14 protein-coding genes are annotated in these 18,090 nt (G+C 62.1%); 4 read left to right on the forward strand and 10 right to left on the reverse strand.

From position 1 onward, the window contains the following. Positions 1 to 208: 208 nt before the first annotated feature. The 10 genes from QP305_RS01660 to trpD form a co-directional block, all read right to left on the reverse strand. Positions 209 to 3,214 carry a hypothetical protein gene (locus QP305_RS01660; RefSeq protein ID WP_284903539.1) on the reverse strand — a complete coding sequence of 1,002 codons (3,006 nt, stop codon included), beginning with the start codon at positions 3,212 to 3,214 and terminating at the stop codon, positions 209 to 211. 606 nt (positions 3,215 to 3,820) lie between these two features. Then, a complete protein-coding gene (locus QP305_RS01665; RefSeq protein ID WP_284903541.1) occupies positions 3,821 to 4,474 on the reverse strand; it encodes a BspA family leucine-rich repeat surface protein in 654 nt (217 codons plus the stop codon). 498 nt (positions 4,475 to 4,972) lie between these two features. Next, the gene (locus QP305_RS01670) at positions 4,973 to 6,298 is read right to left on the reverse strand and encodes a hemolysin family protein (protein ID WP_284903543.1); all 1,326 of its coding nucleotides are present in this window, start codon (positions 6,296 to 6,298) and stop codon (positions 4,973 to 4,975) included. Positions 6,299 to 6,439: 141 nt separating this feature from the next. Next, positions 6,440 to 6,709 carry a DUF3017 domain-containing protein gene (locus QP305_RS01675; RefSeq protein WP_284903544.1) on the reverse strand — a complete coding sequence of 90 codons (270 nt, stop codon included), beginning with the start codon at positions 6,707 to 6,709 and terminating at the stop codon, positions 6,440 to 6,442. A gap of 38 nt (positions 6,710 to 6,747) precedes the next feature. Continuing rightward, a complete protein-coding gene (locus QP305_RS01680; protein WP_284903545.1) occupies positions 6,748 to 8,151 on the reverse strand; it encodes an alpha/beta hydrolase in 1,404 nt (467 codons plus the stop codon). Between the two features lie 67 nt (positions 8,152 to 8,218). Continuing rightward, positions 8,219 to 9,646: a cell division protein PerM gene (locus tag QP305_RS01685; protein ID WP_284903547.1), complete on the reverse strand. Its 1,428-nt coding sequence runs from the start codon at positions 9,644 to 9,646 to the stop codon at positions 8,219 to 8,221. Positions 9,647 to 9,781: 135 nt separating this feature from the next. Then, a complete protein-coding gene (trpA, locus tag QP305_RS01690; RefSeq protein ID WP_284903549.1) occupies positions 9,782 to 10,579 on the reverse strand; it encodes a tryptophan synthase subunit alpha in 798 nt (265 codons plus the stop codon). Then, the gene (trpB, locus tag QP305_RS01695) at positions 10,572 to 11,819 is read right to left on the reverse strand and encodes a tryptophan synthase subunit beta (RefSeq protein ID WP_434736378.1); all 1,248 of its coding nucleotides are present in this window, start codon (positions 11,817 to 11,819) and stop codon (positions 10,572 to 10,574) included. Before trpB ends, trpA begins: the two co-directional genes overlap by 8 nt. A gap of 2 nt (positions 11,820 to 11,821) precedes the next feature. Beyond that, positions 11,822 to 12,670, reverse strand: a complete 849-nt coding sequence (gene trpC, locus QP305_RS01700) for an indole-3-glycerol phosphate synthase TrpC (protein WP_284903550.1) — start codon at positions 12,668 to 12,670, stop codon at positions 11,822 to 11,824. Beyond that, positions 12,663 to 13,682, reverse strand: a complete 1,020-nt coding sequence (gene trpD, locus QP305_RS01705) for an anthranilate phosphoribosyltransferase (RefSeq protein WP_101595402.1) — start codon at positions 13,680 to 13,682, stop codon at positions 12,663 to 12,665. The genes trpC and trpD overlap by 8 nt, the downstream gene beginning before the upstream one ends. Positions 13,683 to 14,431: 749 nt before the next feature. Here trpD and QP305_RS01710 point away from each other — a divergent pair. Genes QP305_RS01710 through QP305_RS01725 form a run of 4 tightly spaced genes read left to right on the forward strand, consistent with a single transcriptional unit; the run spans position 14,432 to position 18,084 of the window. Further along, the gene (locus QP305_RS01710; protein ID WP_087070585.1) at positions 14,432 to 15,397 is read left to right on the forward strand and encodes a metal ABC transporter substrate-binding protein; all 966 of its coding nucleotides are present in this window, start codon (positions 14,432 to 14,434) and stop codon (positions 15,395 to 15,397) included. 9 nt (positions 15,398 to 15,406) lie between these two features. Next, entirely contained in the window at positions 15,407 to 16,150 is a 744-nt protein-coding gene (locus tag QP305_RS01715) for a metal ABC transporter ATP-binding protein (RefSeq protein WP_284903551.1), read from the forward strand. Positions 16,151 to 16,162: 12 nt separating this feature from the next. Then, complete coding sequence (locus tag QP305_RS01720; protein ID WP_284903553.1) at positions 16,163 to 17,113, forward strand: metal ABC transporter permease; 951 nt, start codon at positions 16,163 to 16,165, stop codon at positions 17,111 to 17,113. Then, positions 17,110 to 18,084 carry a metal ABC transporter permease gene (locus tag QP305_RS01725; protein WP_284903554.1) on the forward strand — a complete coding sequence of 325 codons (975 nt, stop codon included), beginning with the start codon at positions 17,110 to 17,112 and terminating at the stop codon, positions 18,082 to 18,084. Before QP305_RS01720 ends, QP305_RS01725 begins: the two co-directional genes overlap by 4 nt. Positions 18,085 to 18,090 lie beyond the last annotated feature (6 nt).

Consider the following 18,090-nt stretch of genomic DNA (forward strand, 5'->3'; position numbering starts at 1 on the left):
CTGACCAACACGCCAGGCACACGCCCAGCATGTGTTGTTGAACTTGTTGAAAAACTGCCCCTAACCGGGCTGGTCCCACCTATCTCGCCAGGGAACCGAGGGCGCGCGGGTAGTTGTTGCGTGGCCACACGCCCGCGCTCGTCTCCCTATTGGCTTGACCACGCGCCCTCTTGGTTTATTGAGAGAGCGTGGAGGTGGTCGCAATAGTTCACGCGCGGCGGCCCACCCCCTTCTTACGTCGGGTTTGAGCCCACCACCAGCCACCGGTGACCCCCACGATCAGGAGCGCACCCAGGCCGGCCGTGCGGTTCATTCCAGCCCCACCCGTCTTCGGAAGCGCGGGCTGCACAACCTCCACGGTCAAAGGCTTGCGTGCCCACCCCACGCCCTCCACAGCGTTCGGCCCCGTAGCCGCACCGGTAAGCGGGTCGATAGTGATACCGGGTTTGGTGGCATACACCCAACACCGATACGTGCCGAGGTCGGCTTGGGTGGCGTTACCATCCACCTCACCAACCGTCCGCGCACCACTCCCCGCGAGCTCAACGCCATCCGGTGCTTGCTTGACGCGCACCAACTCCACACCCACCGGCAGCGCATTGCGATCGCCCTCGGCCTGACCGTCATGTTTCGGTGCGCACACGGTTTGCAGGCTGATCAGCCCCGCATCCGTCCTCGACGTGGCCTCCACGGTGAGCGGCTCAAGTACCGGTTGGCCTTTGACCACGGTGAGGGTGTCTTTAGAAACCGTGAGGGCAACATTCACGCATTCCCCAAGCTCGCGCTCATCCATATCCCGCTCACGCGTCTCAGTCCGCTTCGAAGCCTGCGCGGTATCCAAGACCCACTGGCGCTTACCGGAGTCCCACTTAGGCGGAGTCGTCGTCACCGTACGCGACTGCGTAACCTTCCGGGTGTTGCAGTCCTTGGCGCCGTCTGCCCAATCCGTTGACGTGACTTGAACCGGCAACCGAGGAGTACACGCCTTGTGCTCGTTATCGTTCATGTCCCGCTGGCGCGTCTCGGTCTTCTTCGACGCCTTGGAAGTGTCGAGAACCCACTTACGAGAACCGGAATCCCACCGATGCGGAGTCGTGGTCACCGTGCGAGACTGCGTGACCTTGCGGGTGTTGCAGTCTTTTGCGCCATCAACCCAGTTAGTTGAGGTGACTTGGGCCGGCGGCTGCGGTGTACATTCCCGGTGCTCGTTATCGTTCATGTCGCGCGACCGGGTCTCGGTCTTCTTAGTTGCAGCGGCATTATCGGGCACCCACTGGCGCTTCGACGAGTCCCACTTATACGGGGTCGTGGTCACGATCCGGGACTGGCTAACCTTCCTGGTGTTGCATTCCTTCGCCCCATCAACCCAATTCGTTGCAGTCACCTGTGGATTCGGCTGCGGCATACAAGCACGGTGCTCGCCGTCATTCATGTCGCGCTGGCGAGTCTCAGTCTTCTGCGACGCCTTGGAAGTGTCGAGAACCCACTTACGCGAGGAAGAATCCCACCTGTGGGGTGTCGTGGTCACCGTCCGGGACTGCGAAACCTTACGAGTATTGCAATCCTTGGCCCCATCAACCCAATTCGTTGCAGTCACCTGCGGATTCGGCTGCGGCGTACATGCACGATGCTCGCCGTCATTCATATCCCGGGACCGGGTCTCAGTCTTCTTCGAAGCCTTGCCGGTATCAAGCACCCACTTACGCGCGGACGAATCCCACTTATGCGGGGTCGTCGTCACCGTACGCGACTGCGAAACCTTACGAGTATTACAATCCTTGGCCCCATCAACCCAATCCGTTGCAGTCACCTGCGGATTCGGCTGCGGCGTACAAGCACGGTGCTCGCCGTCATTCATGTCTCGCTGGCGCGTCTCAGTCTTCTTCGACGCCTTGGAAGTATCAGGCACCCACTTACGCGCAGACGCATCCCACTTATACGGCGTTGTCGTCACGGTACGGGACTGCGACACCTTCCGAGCGTTACAGTCCTTCGCGCCATCAACCCAATTCGTTGACGTGACTTGGGCCGGCGGTTGCGGCGTACATGCACGATGCTCGCCATCATTCATATCCCGCTGACGCGACTCAGTCTTCTTCGAAGACTTGCTCGTATCGAGAACCCACTTGCGCGAGGAAGAATCCCACTTATACGGGGTCGTGGTCACGGTACGGGACTGCGTAACCTTTCGAGTGTTGCAGTCTTTGGCGCCATCAACCCAATTCGAATGCGTCACCTGGGCAGGCGGCTGCGGCGTACACGCGCGATGCTCGCCGTCATTCATATCCCGCTGGCGAGTCTCGGTCTTCTTAGTTGCGGCTGAATTGTCGGGTACCCACTTCCGCGAGGAAGAATCCCACTTATGCGGAGTCGTAGTCACCGTGCGAGACTGCGTTACCTTCCTGGTGTTGCAGTCTTTTGCGCCATCAACCCAGTTTGTTGCCGTGACATGGGCCGGCGGCTGCGGGCTACACGCCTTGTGCTCGCCATCGTTCATGTCCCGCTGGCGGGTTTCAGTCTTCTGCGACGCCTTGCTCGTGTCGAGAACCCACTGACGTTTACCCGAATCCCACCTGTGCGGGGTCGTCGTCACGGTACGCGACTGAGTCACTTTCCGGGTATTGCAGTCCTTGGCACCATCAACCCAATCCGTCGCCGTGACTCGGGCCGGCGGCTGCGGGCTACACGCCTTATGTTCGCCATCGTTCATGTCCCGCTGGCGGGTCTCGGTCTTCTTCGACGCCTTGGAGGTGTCGAGAACCCACTGACGTTTGCCCGAGTCCCACTTATACGGGGTCGTCGTCACCGTCCGGGACTGCGAAACCTTGCGGGTGTTACAGTCCTTGGCACCGTCTACCCAGTTAGTTGCCGTGACTTGGGCCGGCGGCTGCGGCGTACATGCACGGTGCTCGCCATCGTTCATGTCGCGTTGACGCGACTCAGTCTTTTTTGTTGCGGCTGCATTATCAGGCACCCACTTGCGCGAACCGGAATCCCACCGATACGGAGTCGTGGTTACCGTGCGCGACTGCGAAACCTTCCGAGTATTGCAGTCCTTGCTACCATCAACCCAGTTAGTAGCAGTCACCTGCGGATTCGGCTGGGCAGGTTTATCTTTTACCGTCAACGTCGCGGGAACGAATTTCAGCGAATAGTCGACAATCGCTTGGCGCTTAAGACGCAACGTGCCGTAACTAATTGGGTATTCTCCCACTCCAGCACCGCTCGAATATGTTGTATCAAGCTCCCCTTCTAATTGGTTTTCCAGCCCTGCCGGAGAAACGCTATACGTCAACCGCGGCACGCCTTCGTCAGTGTAAATAGTTATCGGATTAGCGCTTACGGTAATTTCTTGAGTATCGATAGGCTTGATGATGTATATAGCATCTTTTTTCCATCCACGAAGGTCGCACCCTAAGCAAAAGAGCTTATTTACATCTTCACCAAGAATGCCATCACCAGGACGAGTGCCGCCAATGATCGGTTTGTATTGGTTCGGAGCACCCACTTCCTCATACAAGGCAAATTTAACGTCTGGACGAAGCTTCATCACTTCGTGCATGCTCTGCAATTGATAAAACTGCGTAGCTCTTAGCCGAACAGCCGTACGCCCATACGTGGAATAAGTAGCGGCCTCCTGCTTGGATTGGATTCGCCAGTATTTATCCGCCCGTTCCGGCCAATTAGTAATATCAATCATACTAACGTTCGAAAGGGCGAACATATCTCCAAGTCGTGCATGTGGACTAATCTCCCATCGAGAAACGTCTGGATCGGCAGAATCCGTGTTGGCAAACATTCCATCAAAGCGCGCCACGTTTCACACATCCCACTTTGAGACATCCGGATTAGCTAGCTGCGTGCCGAAAAACACACGCTTCATGTTCCGCACATTTCGCGTATCCCAATTACTCACATCAGGATTAGCTTTACTAGCGCCTAAAAACATTGCATACATGGATTCGACGCGGCTGGTGTTGATCCCCCGAGACGGAAAAATAATATCCGCATCCACACAATTTTCAAATAACCCACTGGATACTTCCGGGAAGAAAATCTCCTGGCCGCCACTAGGAATAAATACAATTTTTTGAGGCTCAGTTTCTCCGCCAGTGTTACAGTGCTGCGTTTTCAGGTCCCCCCACTGCTTACGGTTGAGTTCGCCGTGACCAGCGACGGTGAGTGTTTTTGTGGTGGAATCCCAGGTGGCGGTGAGGTTGGGACCGACAGGGATACCTGCTGCGCGCTCCGTTGCGTGCGTTTCTCCCCCATCGGAAGTGTCGGGTGACGCAAGGCTAGGAGCGGCTACCCCCCCCCCCGCTAAAACAGCAAGCGCGGCAATAACGGCAGCCGCTCGTTTGATCAGCTTCACTACTAACCCCTCACCAATTGATACCGTTACAGGCAGATCTCCCATACCCGTCGCGAAACCATTTTCACGCTCAATAAGGAATAGGAATGAGTACGACTGCATAGTCGCTTTCTTGATTTACCTTAGCTAATTTCTACAGTTTTCGCCACGGGTGACGTTCAGGATAATTCCAGCACGAACCACGTAGTAGTCAGACTTTTCCGCTTATTTATGCGGTAACAGGTAGCTACTTGTGACTAAAGTCTCGAGTAGAAACGCCTTTTGCAACCAAAATTCAACGGATCGGAAACGCGCCCACTATAGCTCGATTACTTGCCGAATACACCGTCGATTTATACATAATAATTAGTTATCGATACGCCTCCGCAGTAAAATATTTCGATCTATTATTTTCACTGTCGCGAAAACCGGAAGCATATATCATCCTGTAAAAATGCTATTTTTTAGCTTTTCCGCATCGAGGTTGCAAGACTGCACGTAGCTCCATGAAGGTATATCCAGAATTCAACGGCACCGCGACCGTTGGCAGCGGGCTTACGTCCGATGCCAACGAGTCTTGCTTCCCGCGCGATTCGGCTACCCGCGTGATCCGGCGGCGGGCTACCGCCCGGCCTCGCTATGGCCTTCCATCCGGGCCATAGCGATGTCCTCCGATTCGGTCACCTGGTCCACCCGCACCCGGTCGATACGCCGCCCGTCCAGGGATTGCACGGTGAGCTCCACCGCGCCCAGCCGAGTGGAATCCCCCACCTGCGGCATGCGCCCCAGCTGGGCGATGATATAGCCGGCCAGGGTATCGAAAGGCCCCTCGGGTAGCTCCACCCCCAGCATTTTGAGCACCTCAGGGCGGGTGGACAGCCCGTCCATATCCCGCACTCCCCCGTGCACCTGCACCTTAGGCACCTCACGGTCGTACTCATCGCGGATTTCGCCCACGAATTCTTCCATCACGTCCTCAATGGTGACGATGCCGTCCGTGCCCCCGTATTCATCCACCACGATGGCAAGATGAGCGTGCGCTTTCCGCAGGTCCGAGAGGGCTTCCAGCACGTCCTTACCCGTGGGGAAGAACGTCACCGGGCGCACTAAATCGCTCACCCGTTGAGCTGTGGGAGCGGGAGCGAGCATATCGCGGATGTGCAGAAAGCCGATCACGTCGTCGTCGTTCCCACCGCGGCGCACCGGATAACGCGAGTGTTCCAGGGCCGTAACGAGCGGCCGTGCTTCGTCTAGGGAAAGTTCCGCGTCTAGGAATTCCACTTCGGTGCGCGGCGTCATGACCTCCTGGACGGTGCGGTCCGAAACGGACAGCATCGAGACCACCATATCGCGTTCCTCGGTGCCGATCGTTTCCTGGCTGGCCACGAAGGCGCGCAGCTCCGCAACTCCCATTTCTTCGCGCTGCTCTTTCGGGTCGCGGCGCAGCAGCCGCAGCACCCCGTTCACGCTCACGCCCAGGAACCAGATGACCGGGCGCAGCACCGCGGTGATAAAAGCGAGGGGCCGGGCGGCCAGCGTGGAGATAGTTTCCGCCGATTGCAGAGCGATGCGCTTGGGCACTAGCTCCCCGAACACAATGGAAATATAGGAAATCACGAGCGTGGTGAGCACAAAAGCCAGGGTGGTGGCACCGTTTTCGGACATCCCCCAAGCTCTGAACGTGGGCGCGATCTCCGGGGCGATGGAGGCCGCACCGAAGGAGGCGGAGAAGAACCCGGCCAGGGTCACGCCCACCTGAACTGCGGAAAGAAACTGGTTGGAATCCGCGGTCAGGCGCTGGATCGTTTTCCCGGAGGCGGAGTTCTCCGCCATCTCGTCGATCTGCGTTTGCCGCAGGGAAACCAGCGCGATTTCCGAAGCGGCGAAAAACGCGCCGATCAGCGTGAAAACAACAACCCAGATAATGTTCATAGCTAAGGGACTCACTCCACCAGTATGGACGAGCCCGCGCCCACCAGCCCCACCGCGTCTCAGAAACAAGCGGCAAGCGAACACGGGAAGGGCACGGTGGCACAGCGGCGGCGCAGCGCCTGCGTGGTGGCGTGCCGAGGAGCTGCGGCGTCGTTCTTAAATAACGGGGGGCGTGAGGGCGAAACGCGCGAGGAAAAAGAGGGCTGCGGCCAGGAGGAGGAGGGTGGCGGCGTCCGTGATCCGCGAGCGCACCGAGGGGACGTAGCCGGTGGGCAGGGTCAGGCGCGCCACCGCGAGGATCACGAAACTGCCCGCGAGCGCGAGGATGGCCACGCGCGGGTCGGCGAGGAAGGCGAGGGCCACGATGATGCCGATCCAGGCCGCGCAGGCCCAGTAGACCACCGGGTGGGAAAAGTGCGCATTCACGTGAGCCAGTATAGCCCGCTGCTCGTAGCTACCCGCCGCTACATGGTGAAGAGGTGGAAGAAGGCGCCGATGAAGCGGATGTCTTCGACCGTATGCGTTTTGAGATTGACGGTGAGGAGCAGGGCCACGATCCCCCAGGCCACTGTGAGGCTCACCCAGGCCCAGCGCCGGATCCGGTAGCGGCCTGTGCCGCGCGGCAGGGCGTGGCGGCGGGTGTGCAGTGCGTGCCGGGGCACGTAGCGGGGGCGGCGCACCAGGGCCCGCCCGCGCACAATGCTCCCCGCGGCCAAGAGCGCGAAGACCAGGTAGGCGCCGGCAACGGTTGTTTTTTGGGTCATCCAGCCGCGGGTGGCCACCACGCTTTTCGCTCCGCCCGCCCGATCACCATTCCACCAGTCCAGCGCCCCGGGCAGCTGTTTTTTCCAGGTGTCCCAGGAGTGCCCGCCGTTCGGGTCCAGGTGCACGGTGGTTTTCAGGCGCGGGTTCTTGACTTCCTCCAGGCCGCGCGCGAGTTCCACCGGGTCGTTATCGGTGCGGGTGCCGGTGAAGTACATGGACTGCGGCCAGCTCGCTTTTTTCATGAGGTTGGTGACGGTGAATTGTTCGCGCAGGCCGGGGGCCTGGGTCAGGCCGATAACCGGCACGTTGTACCCGGAAAAGGAAATCACCGAGGCGAAGGTCTGCGGGTTGTACAGGCCGAGCACCGGCGCGCACCAGCCCCCGTAGGAGGCCCCGGCAATAGCCCAGTCGCGCCGATCCGCGGAAACCGAGAAATTCTTGCGCACCATCTGCACGATATCGCGATTCACCCAGGTACCCACCGCGGGCCGCCCGGATAGATCCACGCAATCGGGCTGTTGGTTATCCACATTGAGGGAGGGAACCACCATGATCGTATCCGGCGCGCTCTCCGGCATCGTATGTTCCAAATCCAGCACGCCCGGGATTTTCTCCGTCTGCGAGGGGAAGCCCTGGATCATGACGATCACGCGGTAGGTGCGCTCCGGCGAATAATCCGGGGGCAGGTAGACCCAAACGGGCAGCTCAAGGCCGGATTCGGGGCCGCGGAAAACGGTGCCCACCACCCCGTGCCCGGCCGGGGTGAAATCAGCTTTCCACTCTTTGCCTTCCGGCATGGGAATCTCACCGGACTGCCCGGCGTATTTGGGTAGCTCGCTCGTCACCGCGGTCACGGAAGCCTTGCCGCCGCTTTTCGTGAAAATGGTTTTGACATCGCTCCACGTGCTTGCGTACTGCAAGTTGAGGTTCATCCCCACCCCAATAGCGACGACGCCGCATACGGCTGCCACCACCATGGCAAGCACCGGAATCGCGGTAGCCAGGCGACGGGTACGCGGGATGGTGCGCACCCCCAGCGCCAGGAAAGCCAGCGAGCAGAGGCCGGCAGCCAGGAGCGCCCCGTGCGTATTGGGTTGAAGCATAGGCAAAATTTTAGGCCGCTCGGGCACCTCCGCGCGCCGTTATTTCACTCTATGCCCAGCTCTCCTGTTATTTTTCCTCACTTTTCCCACGCTCTTCCCAGTCAGCGGCGGCGGGCTGGGAAGATGCTGGTTCCGGGGCGGTGGCGGCGGTGGGAACCGAGTGCAGGCTGGCGGCCGGTGCGGCTGGTGCAGTTACCGCCGGTGCGGCTGGCGCCGTGGCAGCCGTGGGCGCGGTGGCGCTGGCATCGGCGGTGAGTGCGCTCTCCCCGCCCGGCACTGCGGCGGTCTCCGCCGCCTGCTCCGGCGCTGCATCGCCGCCGGGCTTCGCGGTGGCGGCGGTGGGTGCTGCTGAGTGGGCGGCGGCGTCGTTCTGCTGTGGGGCGGGGCGCAGGGCGCGCCGTACCCGGTAACGCTCCCACAAGGCGCGCACCCACGTCCAGAAGTCGCGCGCGCCGTAGCCGAGCGCGAAGGGTAGCAGCACGGTGAGCGCCACGCAGCCGGTGAGGAGCGGGGCGCGGGTGCCGACCTCGAGCATGCGGCCCGGGCCGATCCCGCCGGTGGCGAATTGCCCGGCCAGGGCCACGAGCACCAGGAGTTCCAGGGCGCCCACCGCGGCGCTCAGCCAGTCGCGCGGGCGCAGCGAGCGGATAATTCCCCAGACCAGGCCTGTGAGGATGGGGATGATGAGGAGCCAGGCCGGGCGCAGGGCCGGGTCGGGCAGCAGGCCGAAAACGGGAAGGCCCGGGATGGGGGCGAAACTGCCGCCCAGGGCCGAAAAGACCGCGCCGCTGCCCACCGTGAAACCGGCGCCGGTTACGTAGGCCAGTGCCCATACCGCGAGCGCGGGGGCGAAAAGTAGCTGGGTGAGGGTGAAGAGAATCGTGCCGGTGAGGTCGGTGAGGTAGGCGGCGTGCAGGGCTTGGGCGCGCCCGAAGCCGAGCACCACCGCGGCAAGAACCAGGAGGAGGCTCACGGCGGCCAGGGTGGCAGCCAGCGGTGCGATGAGGCGCCAGCCGCGTTCCAGGATAGCCACCCCGGGCCAGGCCGGGCGCTCCAGCCAGGCGCATTGGCTGGCGGCGAAACCGAGCACTGCCCCGCCCACGAGGGCGTGGAGCAGGGACGATTGCGGGAGGGAAAGCAGGCAGATCACGCCGGCGCTGCCCGCTCCGCTCAGCGTGGCGATGGCTACGTCCCACCAGTCTTCCACCACGATGGCGCGCAGGAAACGCACCGTGAGCCAGGCGATGAGGGCGGTCAGGAGCAGCGGCATGAGGCCGATATGCCCGCCCGCGGTCACCAGCGGCGTGCCGAGGGCCAGCAGCCACAGGGAGCCGCCCAGGCGTGCCGCGCCCTGCCAGGTTACGTCCCCGAGCAGCGGGGAGGCCGCGGTGAGGGTGTATCCGAGCAGGCAGATGAGTACCACCGTGATCCAGGTGAGGATCACGGGCTGGATAACGGCCAGGGCGAGCGCCACGCGGCGCGAATACGTTAACATCCCTTCCATGGTGGCGCGCGATGGGTGCCGGGCCGCGGAAGAGGGCTCGGCGTGTTGCTCACCGCACCATCTTCTCGCGGCCGCTGCGCACGCGGAGCCTGCGCTCCGCAACGCGCACCGGCACCTTCGCGGCGTTTAGCCGAGCGCGCCCTTGAGCTCGCTCACCCGGACGGCGATATCCGCCGCGATCTGCTCCGCGCCCTTTCCGGCCGCCGCCAGTTCGTGAATCCGGGAAACCAGGGCCGATCCCACGATCACCCCGTCGGAGAGGGCCCCCATGCGCGCGGCCTGCTCCGGGGAAGAAATCCCGAAGCCAATCGCGCAGGGAGTATCCGTGACCGAGCGGATTTTCTCCACGATGGCCCCCACATCGGTGGTGATATTCGAGCGCATGCCCGTCACTCCCATGGAGGAAACCACGTAAAGGAAGCCGCGCGCGGCCCGCGCAATCGCCTCGATCCGATCCTCGGAGGTAGGCGCGATGAGGGAAATAAGATCCACGTTATGCGCAGCCAAAGCTCCCTCGAATTCGCCCTTCTCTTCGAAAGGCACATCGGGGAGGATCACGCCGGAGACCCCAACTTCTGCGCAGCGGCGCGCGAAGCGCTCCGGGCCGTAGGAGAAGACCACATTGGCGTAGGTCATGATGACGAAGGGGCACGCCAGATCCGGGCGCACCTGGTCGATCATCTCAAAAATTTTGTCCGTTGTGGCTCCCCCGCGCAGCGCCCGCTCCGAGGACGCCTGGATGACCGGGCCCTCGGCGGTCGGATCAGAGAAAGGCACGCCGAATTCGATGAGATCTGCACCGGCCCGGCCGGCCGCGCGGATGATGTGCGCCGTCGTACCTAAATCTGGATCCCCGCAGGTGAAGAACGGAATAAAAGCTTTGCCGCGGGAAAAAGCCCGGGCGATGGGTACCTGTTTAGTCATGGATATCTTCTCCCCGGTAGCGCGCGATGGCCGCGACGTCCTTATCCCCGCGGCCCGAGAGCGTGACGATAATAATCTTGCCCGGCATTTCCGGGGCGATCTTCATGGCGTGCGCGAGGGCGTGCGCCGATTCAATCGCGGGAATGATCCCCTCGGTGCGCGAAAGGTATTCGAAAGCATCCACTGCCTCCGCATCGGTGACCGGGACGTATTCCGCGCGCCCGATATCGTGCCAGTAGGCGTGTTCGGGGCCGATGCCCGGATAGTCCAGGCCAGCCGAGATGGAGTACACCGGGGCGATCTGCCCGAATTCATCCTGGCAGAAATACGATTTCATGCCGTGGAAAATGCCTTCGGTGCCGGTGGCGATGGTCGCGGCGGTATCCGGGGTATCCACACCCCGCCCGGCCGCTTCCGCGCCAATGAGGCGCACGCCCGCATCATTCACAAAGTTATAGAAAGAACCGGCCGCGTTCGAGCCCCCACCCACGCAGGCGATCACCGCATCGGGCAGGCGTCCCTCAGCTTCCAGGATCTGGGCGCGGGCCTCGCGGGAAATAACCGCTTGGAAGTCACGCACGATCGTGGGGAAGGGATGCGGGCCCATAACCGAGCCAAGGCAGTAGTGGGTATCGCTCACCCGCCCGGTCCATTCGCGGAAGGCTTCGCTGGCGGCATCCTTGAGGGTGCCGGTCCCGGATTTCACCGCGACCACATCCGCGCCCAGCAGGCGCATCCGGTACACGTTGAGGGCCTGGCGGCGGGTATCTTCCTCCCCCATGAACACCACGCATTCCATATTGAAAAGCGCGGCGGCGGTGGCGGTGGCGACCCCGTGCTGGCCGGCCCCGGTTTCCGCGATGAGGCGGGTTTTGCCCATTTTCTTCGCGAGCAGCGCCTGGCCGAGCACGTTATTGATTTTGTGGGCGCCGGTGTGGTTGAGGTCCTCGCGTTTGAGGTAGATTTTCGCGCCGCCCAGGTCGCGCGTCATCCGCTCCGCGTAGTAGAGGAGGGAGGGCCGGCCCGCGTAGTTATTGAAAAGATCGGTGAGTTCGGCGTTAAATTCCGGGTCGTCGCGGTAGTGCCGGTAGGCGGCGTCCAGTTCTTCGATGGCCGGCATGAGAGTTTCCGGGATGAACTGCCCGCCGTGGATGCCGAAACGGCCCGGGCGCGCGGTTGCGCCGGTTTCCGGCGTGGAGGTTCCCGAGGTGGAGCTTTCCATCGTGTGTCCTTCGGTCATGGTTATTCTTTCTCCTGTGCGGGGGCGACGACGCGCGCCGCGGCCTGGCGCCACTGAGCCAGGACTCCTACTTTATCGGCGCTGCGCATGAGAGCCTCGCCCACGAGCACCGCGTCGGCACCGCCGGCCGCGAGCGCTTCCACGTCCGCGGCCCCGCGCACCCCCGATTCGGCGACGACAAGCGCAGTGCTCTCGATACGGGCCCGCAACTGGCCCGCGGTGGCCAGATCAACGGAAAAATCTTTGAGATTGCGGTTGTTGATTCCGATAATGCGGGCGCCGGCCTCCTGGGCGGAATCGATTTCCGCGGCGTCGTGGGTTTCCACCAGGGCGGATAGCCCGAGGGAATGCGCCAGCTGGAGGTACTCGCGCAGGGTCGCGGTATCCAGGAGCGAGCAGATGAGCAGCACCGCGCTGGCCCCCAGCGTTTTCGCCTGGTAGATCTGGTAGGAATCCACCACGAAATCTTTACGCAGGCAGGGGGTAGCAACCGTGCGGGTGATCTCCTCCAGGTAGCTATCCGAGCCGAGGAACCACTGCGGTTCGGTGAGCACGGACATGGCTTCCGCCCCGGCCGCTTCGTAGGAGCGGGCGATATCGAGGTATGGGAAATCTTCGGCGATGATTCCCTTGGAGGGCGAGGCTTTTTTCACTTCGCAGATGAAGCCGAGCCCGGGGCCGCGCAGGGCGGCCTCGAAGGGGAAACTGGCCGGGTCGCTCCCGGGTTCGCTGCCGGGGGCGGCGGCGAGCCCTTCGGCGAGTTCGCGCATGCGAGCCGCGGGGACCTGTTCTTTATCGCGGGCCACCCGTTCCCGGGTGGCGGCGGCGATCTGCTCCAAAATATTAGGCACGCGAAGCCTCCACGAATTCGTCGATCTTGCGGTAGGCACTACCGTCGTCAATGAGGTCACCGGCCATATCCACGCCCGCGGCGATGGAGCGGGCCTTGCCGGCGATATAGAGGCCGGCACCGGCATTGAGCTGGACCACGTCACGCTTGGGGCCGGTGATCTTCCCGGAGAGGATATCGCGGGTGATCTGGGCGTTTTCTTCCGGGGTGCCGCCGAGCATATCGGCCGGGGTGGCCCGGTTGAAGCCGAACACATCCGGGGACATTTCGAAGGTGCGGTATTCTCCGTTGCGTACTTCGCAGACCGTGGTGGGGGCGGAGAGGGAAATCTCATCGAGCTTATCCTGGCCGTAGACCACCAGGCCGTGGTGGACACCCAGGTCATTGAGGACGCGGGCGAGGGGCTCAACGAGGTACTCATCGTAAACGCCGAGGACCTGGTATTCGGGATGAATCGGGTTGGTCAGCGGCCCGAGGATATTGAAAACAGTGCGGAAGCCGAGCTCCTTGCGGATCGCCCCCACGTTCTTCATGGACTTGTGGTAGAGCTGGGCGAACATGAAGCACATGCCCACTTCATCGAGGAGGCGCCGGCAGGTATCCGGATCCTGGTTGATATTCACCCCAAGGGCTTCCAGGCAGTCAGCGGTACCGGAAAGCGAGGAGGCGGCGCGGTTGCCGTGCTTGGATACCTTGACTCCCCCGGCGGCCAGCACGAACATCGAGGTCGTAGAAATGTTGAAGGAGTGGGCGTTATCCCCGCCGGTTCCCACGATTTCCAGGGTGGGGAAAGGAACCTCGAAGTAATCAGCGTGCTCGCGCATCGCGGTCGCGCAGCCGGAAATCTCATCAGTGGTTTCCGCCCGGGCGTTCTTGGTGGAAAGCGCGGCGAGGAACGCTGCCGTCTGGGTGGGGGTGCTTTCCCCGCCCATGATCTCGTTCATAACGGTGTAGGCCTCGTCGTAGGTGAGATCCTGCTTGGACACAACTTTAATAATGGCTTCTTTAATCATGACAACTCCGTACGTTGGGAAAACTTGTGTGGACTGCGGTACTGAGCGGGCCGCGCTGAGGGAAGCACAGTGGGCCAGCGCTCTACGCGGGGTAGGCTGCGGTCTAATGCGGCCGGGGCGCTACCTTAAGCGCCGCGCGCCATCGCCCCCGGGCGGCTTTCCACCAGCGGCAGCGCAGCTGGGCGCGGGTGGAGGCAGCCATGGCGGCAGCCGTGGCACCAGTAGCCGGCGTGGCGGAAGGCGCCATGATGGAGACAGTGAGTGTGGTGGAGTGCCGGCGATGCGTGGATAGGGCATCGGGGACATGGTGCTCAGGTGAATGCGGTAGGTCCCGTTGCACGGGATTCTCCTCTCAGGTGGTTGGGGCGGCGTGGTTGCGCCGCAGGGGCACGCTTCTTAGGCGCGCCACCATCGCCAGGCCGCACCGGCCTGACCCTGTACCTTGAGATCCTGCTGCATAGCTGTGAGCTTAGCCCACCCCGGATGGCGCCCCCGCCCCGGTCCATCATGCGGACAGGTAAGGGCGGCAGCCAGCTGGCGGCGTCGTCGTACTACCAGAAGTGAGCGAGAGTGCCACAGCTACCAGGCACGCAATTATTATTATTGACTTTTCACCCAGCAATTCCCGGGATTTTTCGCGACGTTTCGCAGATTCGCCCTAGTGCTTTATGCGTGCATCGGTTAACATATTCAGGTCCCGAGTAAAGAAACCCATACCTTACATGCTTTCGTGATTGAAGAAGGACACCATGAAACATTCTGTTAAGTTGGCCGCGATTGCCGCGGCCGGGGCTTTGGCACTCACATCCCTGACCGGCTGCGCCACCGAAAACAAGGGCGCATCCGAATCGCCGGCCACCGACTCCTCAAAGGCCGCGGGCCTGTCGGTGGTGGCAACTACCGGTTACCTCGAAGATGTTATTCGCAACGTCGCTCCCGAGGCTAACGTAACCACCTTGGTCAAGCCCGGCGGTGATCCTCACACCCAGGAACTGACCACCCAGGATACCCAGGCCATCGAAAAGGCCGATCTTGTGGTGTGGACCTCCCACGATATGGAACACAAGATGATGGGCCAGCTCGAGAAGCTTGGCGACCGCCAGATCGCGGCCGCGGAAGCCATCCCGGAAGATAAGCTCCTCCCCTGGGAAGAAGATGGCAAGATCGAAGGCCACGACCCGCACGTGTGGAACTCCCCGGAGAACTGGCAGTACGTGGTGACCGCCACCGCCGCCAAGCTCGGTGAGATCGACGCCGCGAACGCGGACCTCTACAAGGCCAACGCGGAAGAATACAACAAGAAGATCGCCAAGGCCGCCGATGAAGCCAAGGCCAAGTTCGATAAGATCCCGAAGGAAAACCGCGTGCTCATCACCGGGCATGACGCCTTCAACTACCTGGGTGCTTCTTTCGGTATTGAAATTCACGCCACCGATTTCGTTTCCTCCGAATCGGAAATGTCCGCGGTGGAGCTCAACGAGCTCGCCACCCTCATTGCCGAGCGCAAGGTTCCGGTGATCTTCCAGGACAACCTCAAGAACCCAGAAGTTATCAAGCACCTCCAGGACGCGGTGCGCGAAAAGGGCTGGCATGTTGAGGTCTCCGATAACGAGCTCTTCGCCGATACCCTCAGCTCCGAAGCTCCCACGAATACCTACCTGGGCGCTTTCAGCTACAACGTTGATTCCATCGTCAGCGCGCTTTCGCAGAAATAGGTGATATCTATGGGATCCGCTACCACGCTGGCCTGTCAGATTGACCACCTGAGCGTCGCCTACCAGGATACGATCGCGGTGAGCGATGTTTCGCTCCGCGTCAATCCAGGCCAGGTGGTGGCGCTTCTCGGCCCGAACGGCGCGGGGAAATCCACCGTCATGAAGGCGGCCCTGCGCCTCGTTCCGGCCCTCGCCGGGGAAGTCACCTTCTTCGGCGAACCGCTCCCCCGGGTGCGTTCGCGTATTGCTTACGTGCCGCAAACCGCCACCGTGGATTGGGATTTCCCGACCACGGTGGGCGACGTCGTGCTCATGGGTACGTACGCCCAGCTGGGCTGGCTGCGCCGCCCGGGCGCGCGCCAGCGCGAAGCCGCCGCCGCGGCCATGGAACGCCTGGGAATTTCCAATCTTGCCCACCGCCACATCAACGAGCTGTCCGGTGGCCAGCAGCAGCGCACCTTCGTGGCGCGCGCCCTGGCCCAGCACGCCGAGCTCTACCTCATGGACGAACCTTTCGCGGGTATCGATATCACTTCCCAGCAGGCGATTATGACGCTGCTGCGCGAGCTGGTTGATGAGGGGAAAACCGTGATGATCGTGCATCACGATTTGCAGACGGTCCCCGATTTCTGCGATAGCGTGGTGCTGCTCTCCGGCGGCAAACTGGTGGCGAGCGGAAGCGTGGAGGAGGCTTTCACCGCGGATAATATCGCGCGGGCATACGGCCTTTCCATCGCCCTCGAACGCAAGTGAGGGCGCGGCGCAATGATTGATTTTATTTCCCCGCTGGAATTGTGGGGAACCTATATTTTCCGCACCATGCTCATCGGCACCACCCTCATCGGGGTGTTTTCCGGGATCGCTGGCTGCCTGCTCTACCTGCGCCGCCAGTCTCTGGTATCCGACGTTATCGGGCACAGCTCCATCCTCGGTGTGGTTGCCGCCTTCACGGTGGCCACCCTGCTGGGCATGGATGGGCGCTCGATGGTGGTCCTCGTGCTCGGGGCAAGCGCGGCGGCGATGTGCGCCGTCGTTCTCACCAATATCATCGTGGCGCATTCGAAAGTGAAAGCGGATGCCGCCATGGCTATCTGCCTCTCGCTGTTCTACGGGGGCGGGATGGTGTGCCTGCGCCTTCTCACCCATTCTCACCTGCCCAATCGCGGCGGGATCGACAGCTACATGTTCGGCAACGCGGCGAATGTGCGCGCCGGAGACCTGGTGACCATCGCGGTATTCGGGCTGCTCACCGTCGCGGTGATTCTCGCTTTCTTCAAAGAAATCAAATTGGCGACCTTCGATCCGGTCACGGCACAATTGCAGGGCTTCAGCCCGCGTGTGCTCACCCCGCTCATGCTGGTGCTCGTCACCATCGCCATCGTTATTGGAATCAAGGGCGTGGGGCTTATTCTCATGGTCGCTTTTGCGATTATGCCGGCCGCGGCCGCGCGCCAGTGGACGCACCGTATGTCCTCCATGATGGTGCTGGCCGGGATTTTCGGTGGGGTTGCGGGCGCGGCGGGCGCGTATCTATCCGTCTGCCTGGGCAAGGTTCCTACCGGCCCGATCGTGGTGCTCCACCTCTTTGTTATTTTCGCGTTCTCGCTGCTGGCCGCGCCGCGCCGCTCGATTGTGGTGGTGGCCCTGCGCCAGCGCCGCTTGCGCGGTGATCTTGCCACCCGGGCGCTGGCTAATTCGGAGAGGAGCGGGCAATGAGTTTCATTGTGGCAGTTATGTTGCTCGCGGTGGTGACCGCGGTGACCTGCGCGCTTCCGGGGGTATTCCTGGTGTTGCGCGGGCAGTCGATGCTGGTGGATGCGATGTCGCACGCGGTGCTCCCCGGGATTGTGGTGGGCACGATTCTTTCTGGTTCCACGCATTCCCCGATCATGGTGGTGTGCGCGGCACTCATGGGTTTGGTGGTGGTGCTGGGTGCCCAGCAGCTGGATCGCACCCGGTTGCTCACCGGGGATGCCAGCCAGGGCGTGATTTTCCCGGTGCTTTTCGCCCTGGGTATTTTGCTGCTCTCAACCACGCTTTCCCATGTCCATATTTGCCAGGACACCGTGCTTACCGGGGATCTCAATCTCATGGCTTTGAGCCCGGAACATATCATCATCGGCGGTTACGATATTGGCCCGCGCACCATGTGGCAGCTGCTCGCGGTATGCGCGCTCAACGCGATTTTCATCGCGGTGTTTTTCCGGGTTCTCAAAACCGATACCTTCGACGGTGATTTCGCTGCAACTATCGGTTTCCCGGTGCGGGCGGTGGAGTTGGGGCTCATGATGCTGGTGTCCCTGACCGTGGTGGCGGCTTTCAATGCCGCGGGGGCGATCCTGGTTATTGCCCTCATGGTGGTTCCGGCGGCCACGGCGATTCTTTTCGCCCGCTCGCTGCGCCACCTCCTGGTTCTCACTCTCCTGATTGCGGTGGCCGAGGCGCTCCTCGGGTTCGTGCTGGCCCTGTATCTGGATTTGGCGACCTCGGCGATGATGGCTTTCACCGACGGGGTAGTGTTCCTGAGCGCGCTGGCCTGGTACAAGCTGAGCGGGCGCGCTGCGGCACGCAGCCACCGGCGCACTCTGAGCGTGCCGGCCGCTGCCGCGGGCACTGCCGTGGCTAACGGCGCGACGGAAGGCGCCGGCGCTACGTGCGTGGCCGGCGCTGCACGTACTGCCGGATAACCGTAC

It is taken from the genome of Actinotignum timonense (genome assembly GCF_030216305.1).
Lineage (GTDB): Bacteria > Actinomycetota > Actinomycetes > Actinomycetales > Actinomycetaceae > Actinotignum > Actinotignum timonense_A.

Coding starts and splice junctions, on each gene's coding strand:
- QP305_RS01725 (WP_284903554.1), top strand. CDS start 17,110: ATGAGTTTCATTGTGGCAGTTATGTTGCTCGCGGTGGTGACCGCGGTG.
- QP305_RS01680 (WP_284903545.1), bottom strand. CDS start 8,151: ATGCTTCAACCCAATACGCACGGGGCGCTCCTGGCTGCCGGCCTCTGC.
- QP305_RS01685 (WP_284903547.1), bottom strand. CDS start 9,646: ATGTTAACGTATTCGCGCCGCGTGGCGCTCGCCCTGGCCGTTATCCAG.
- trpA (WP_284903549.1), bottom strand. CDS start 10,579: ATGACTAAACAGGTACCCATCGCCCGGGCTTTTTCCCGCGGCAAAGCT.
- QP305_RS01665 (WP_284903541.1), bottom strand. CDS start 4,474: ATGCAGTCGTACTCATTCCTATTCCTTATTGAGCGTGAAAATGGTTTC.
- QP305_RS01710 (WP_087070585.1), top strand. CDS start 14,432: ATGAAACATTCTGTTAAGTTGGCCGCGATTGCCGCGGCCGGGGCTTTG.
- trpD (WP_101595402.1), bottom strand. CDS start 13,682: ATGATTAAAGAAGCCATTATTAAAGTTGTGTCCAAGCAGGATCTCACC.
- QP305_RS01720 (WP_284903553.1), top strand. CDS start 16,163: ATGATTGATTTTATTTCCCCGCTGGAATTGTGGGGAACCTATATTTTC.
- QP305_RS01715 (WP_284903551.1), top strand. CDS start 15,407: ATGGGATCCGCTACCACGCTGGCCTGTCAGATTGACCACCTGAGCGTC.
- trpB (WP_434736378.1), bottom strand. CDS start 11,819: ATGACCGAAGGACACACGATGGAAAGCTCCACCTCGGGAACCTCCACG.